This window comes from Chamaesiphon sp. VAR_48_metabat_135_sub, assembly GCF_031418915.1.
Lineage (GTDB): Bacteria > Cyanobacteriota > Cyanobacteriia > Cyanobacteriales > Chamaesiphonaceae > Chamaesiphon.
The window spans coordinates 1-4,025 of sequence record NZ_JANOJV010000051.1 but is presented as its reverse complement, the minus strand read 5'-3'; the positions used below and the strand labels follow the sequence as shown (position 1 = coordinate 4,025).

Here is a 4,025-nt window from a genome sequence, read left to right as displayed (position 1 = left end):
CAGCCGTCCGCTCCGCGATTATGGCACCAAAGATCGGGTGGATATCATCATCACCAATCCGCCGTTTGGGGGGATGGAGGAAGATGGGATTGAAAGCAATTTCCCCAAGAAGTACCAAACCCGCGAAACCGCCGATTTGTTCATGGCGTTGATTATGCACCTGCTCAAGCCCGATACGGGACGCGCTGCGGTGGTTTTACCCGATGGGTTCCTGTTTGGCGAGGGGACGAAAACCAATCTCAAGCGCGAGTTGCTGGAAGAGTTCAATCTCCATACGATCGTCCGGTTGCCCAAGGGCGTATTCAGCCCCTACACGAGCATTAATACCAATATCCTGTTTTTTGATAAGGGCGGCTCGACTGCGGATGTGTGGTTTTTTGAGCATCCTTATCCACCTGGATATAAGTCTTATTCACGCTCGAAACCGCTGACAATTCAAGAATTCGATCGCGAAAAAAATTGGTGGCAAAATCGTCAGCCGAGTGAATATGCCTGGAAGGTTTCAGCCCAGGAAATCGCGGCGCGGAACTATAATCTCGATTGCAAAAATCCCCACGAGGTAGCCATAAATCACCGCGATCCGAATGAGTTGATGCGGGAATATCTGGAGATCGATCGACAAATGACAGATGCTCAAAACTCGCTGAAGCAGGAATTGATGCAGGCGTTGGGGGCTAACTAATGAGTCTTTTGGAACAACATTTTGATGTGGCTTTTGCTGCGCCTGATGGGATTAAGAAGTTACGGGAATTGATTTTAACTCTAGCGATGCAGGGGAAGTTAGTACCGCAAGATCCGAATGATGAGCCAGCTAGTGAACTGTTGAGATCGATCGAGTTAGAGAAAGAACTGCTGGTGAAGGAAGGGAAAATCAAAGACACTAAAACTTTACCTCCTATCGCTCTAATAGATATACCATCAAGACTTCCTAATTTATGGCAATGGACAAGAATAGAAACAATATGTGAAATAATTGTTGATTGTCCTCATTCAACTGCAAAATTTATTCCTGATGGAATTATTTGTATTGATACTAATAGCTTTAAGGGTGGAGACATAACTTATCATAAATTGCGTTATGTTTCTGAAGAAACTTATTTAGATAGAATTAATCGCCTTTCTCCTCAAGCAGGTGATGTGATTTTTGCAAGAGAAGGAAGTGTAGGTGAATCAGTAATTATTCCAACAGGAATGCAATGTTGTCTTGGGCAACGAGTAATGCTATTTCGACCTACAAAAGGGGTTCTTTCCAGGTATTTGCAGTTATCAATATCTAATCCATTATTTCTGACAAGACTTCTTTCTGTATATAAAGGAATTGGAGCAAAACATGTCAATGTTAAGGATATGAGAAATGCTCTAATTTCTCTTCCACCCCTCGCAGAACAACACCGGATTCTTGCCAAAATCGACCAACTAATGGCGCGTTGTGATGAATTGGAGAAATTGCGGATCGATCGATCCCAACGGCTGCTCACCGTCCATACAGCGGCACTCGATCGACTGTTGACAGCCAAGGATAGCAGCGAATTTAGCACCGCTTGGAGTTTCATCACCCAACATTTCGGCGAACTCTATTCTGTCAAAGAAAACGTAGTCGAGCTACGCAAAACCATCCTTCAACTCGCCGTCATGGGCAAATTGGTACGACAAGATCCCAATGATGAACCCGCGAGTGAATTATTGAGATCGATCGAGCTTGAGAAGCAGCGATTGGTGAAGGAAGGGAAAATTAAGCAATCTAAACCTTCACCTGATATAAATTTGAAAGAAGTGCCTTATGATTTGTCAAGCGGTTGGGAATGGGCAAATTTACAAGATGTTTTGGCATTGGTTACTGATGGCGATCATCAAGCACCCCCAAAATCAGATACTGGCATTCCTTTTCTAGTTATCGGAAACCTAAATACAGGTAAAGTTAGTCTAGAGAATTGTAGATTTGTACCGCATGATTATTATGAATCATTAGATTGGGGAAGAAAGCCAGCAACAAATGATATTTTATATACTGTAACTGGTTCTTACGGCATACCCATTTTTATCGATAGTGACCTTGAGTTTTGTGTACAGCGTCACGTTGCAATTCTTAAATCAGCTAAATCTTCTCCAGTAGAATATCTCCTGCATTTATTGAAGTCCAGTTATGCACTAAAATATGCCACTTCAGTTGCTACTGGAATCGCTCAGAAAACTGTTCCACTGAATGGATTAAGAAAAATGTTAATTGCAGTTCCACCTCTTGCAGAACAAGGGCGAATAGTGGAAAAGATCGATCGATTGATGGGAATGTGCGATCGATTGGAGGAGTCGATCTCATCTGGTAAAAGCAAACAGACAGATTTATTGAACGCATTGATGCCGCAGCTTTAGCTAGCGAGTAAAGAACCCCGACTTTTTGGAAAAGTCGGGGTTCTGGCGGTAATGGTCGATCGATAGGAAAATGGTAAAATAGGTGTAATCGATACTTATTTAGCTTACTCAAAGTATTTCTAAAATGCTATCTCCAACCCTAATTGCCAGCCTCGAAAAGCTTCCCGAAAAACTGCAACAGGAAGTACTCCACTATGCCGAATTTCTCGCGGCAAACTATGCTCAAATCAATCCACCGACACCAACAGCAAAACGTCGTCAAGCAGGTACCATGCAAGGTATGTTTGAGATGTCCGATGACTTTGATGCACCGCTAGAAGATCTTCAGGAGTATATGTAATTGTTTTTATTAGATACTCATACCCTGATTTGGTTTCTAGACAACGATTCACGATTACCGCTCGGTACAAAACAGCAGATTGAATCGGCTGAAGCTGTATGTGTGAGCATTGTATCAATCTGGGAAATCGCTATCAAAATTAATATTGGCAAACTAACACTAAAAACTAACTTTCAAGCGATCGAGCAAAATCTTATCGAGCAAGACATCTCAATTTTACCGATTAACATTACTGCTATTCAAACATATCTAAATCTACCGTTACATCATCGAGACCCATTTGACAGAATTTTAATTGCCCAATCTATCGATCTTGCGTTGACTATTATTAGTTGCGATCGTCAATTTGATGCTTATCCTGTGACTAGATTATGGGATACTTAGTCGTGGCAGTCAAATCTAAGCCGCGACAACCTCAACGCGAACCTTCATCCCAGCATGAGTTAACATCGTAATTAATGGCTCGATTTGAAACCGATCGATCTTTCCTGCAAGCAATTCTTCTACACAATCGATCGTTGTTTTTAGCTGTAATGCCGCTTCCTCCAAACTCCATTGATTCGATCGAATTAACTTTCGCAGACTAATCATTAAATCCGATCGAACCCTCAAATTTTCTGATTCCTCCGCCGAGAAACCCAGATCTTCAAAAATATTTTGATTGGTTTGAGTCATTCTGAATCATCCTGGCGTTGTTGCAGCATTTGTTTGTATCGTTGTTGTCCCAGATCGATATCACCACTGGAAGTTTTCTGAGTCTTCTTTTGAAAAGCATGAAGAACGTACACAGCTTCCTCAAACCTCGCGACATAAAAAATCCGGTAGGTATTGTCAGTCCGAATGCGGATCTCCTCCACTCCTTTTCCAATAATGGACATCGGCTTAAAGTCCGAAGGAAGATCGCCTTGCTGAATCGACCGTAACTCAAACCCTGCCTGACGACGTGCATCGTCGGGGAACTCCATTAGATCTTTTTTTGCCGCACCAATCCATTCAAGAGGTTTATCGGTCATGGCTTGGCTATTCGATTAGCTACAGCACGCTACGCTAACGAACTTTAAAGTTTGCACTTCTATTTTAACGCTTGATGTAGCTAGTTTCATCTGTAGCGGTAATGGTCGATCGGACAAATCCCCCTGAGATCCAAAACTAAATCCGATCGACAATTTTATAAATCGCACTAGTAATTGCGGTGAGTTCCGAGGGCTGAATAATATAGGGGGGCATCGTATAAATCAGTCGTCCAAACGGACGTAACCAGACACCCTCTTCCACAAAGCGCGGCTGGATTTCCTGCATATTCACCGGATCGTGC

Annotated in this window: 6 protein-coding genes; 4 read left to right on the top strand and 2 right to left on the bottom strand. The window is 42.6% G+C overall.

What is annotated here, in order from left to right:
• The 4 genes from RMO55_RS03625 to RMO55_RS03610 all read left to right on the top strand — a co-directional run.
• A partial coding sequence (locus tag RMO55_RS03625) for an N-6 DNA methylase (protein ID WP_310423652.1) occupies window positions 1-682 on the top strand: 682 nt, incomplete at its 5' end.
• The gene (locus RMO55_RS03620) at window positions 682-2,370 is read left to right on the top strand and encodes a restriction endonuclease subunit S (protein WP_310423649.1); all 1,689 of its coding nucleotides are present in this window, start codon (window positions 682-684) and stop codon (window positions 2,368-2,370) included. The genes RMO55_RS03625 and RMO55_RS03620, both read left to right, overlap by 1 nt.
• Before the next feature lie 124 nt (window positions 2,371-2,494).
• The gene (locus RMO55_RS03615) at window positions 2,495-2,710 is read left to right on the top strand and encodes a DUF2281 domain-containing protein (protein ID WP_310423646.1); all 216 of its coding nucleotides are present in this window, start codon (window positions 2,495-2,497) and stop codon (window positions 2,708-2,710) included.
• Window positions 2,711-3,094 (top strand): type II toxin-antitoxin system VapC family toxin, encoded by a 384-nt coding sequence (locus RMO55_RS03610; RefSeq protein ID WP_310423643.1) that lies wholly within the window; start codon window positions 2,711-2,713, stop codon window positions 3,092-3,094. It begins immediately after the preceding gene.
• Window positions 3,095-3,109: 15 nt separating this feature from the next.
• Here RMO55_RS03610 and RMO55_RS03605 read toward each other — a convergent pair whose 3' ends face one another.
• Together RMO55_RS03605 and RMO55_RS03600 are read right to left on the bottom strand one after the other, a co-directional pair.
• Window positions 3,110-3,385, bottom strand: coding sequence for an XRE family transcriptional regulator (locus RMO55_RS03605; protein WP_310423640.1), 276 nt, complete (start codon window positions 3,383-3,385; stop codon window positions 3,110-3,112).
• Window positions 3,382-3,723: a type II toxin-antitoxin system RelE/ParE family toxin gene (locus RMO55_RS03600; RefSeq protein WP_310423637.1), complete on the bottom strand. Its 342-nt coding sequence runs from the start codon at window positions 3,721-3,723 to the stop codon at window positions 3,382-3,384. The genes RMO55_RS03605 and RMO55_RS03600 overlap by 4 nt, the downstream gene beginning before the upstream one ends.
• Window positions 3,724-4,025 lie beyond the last annotated feature (302 nt).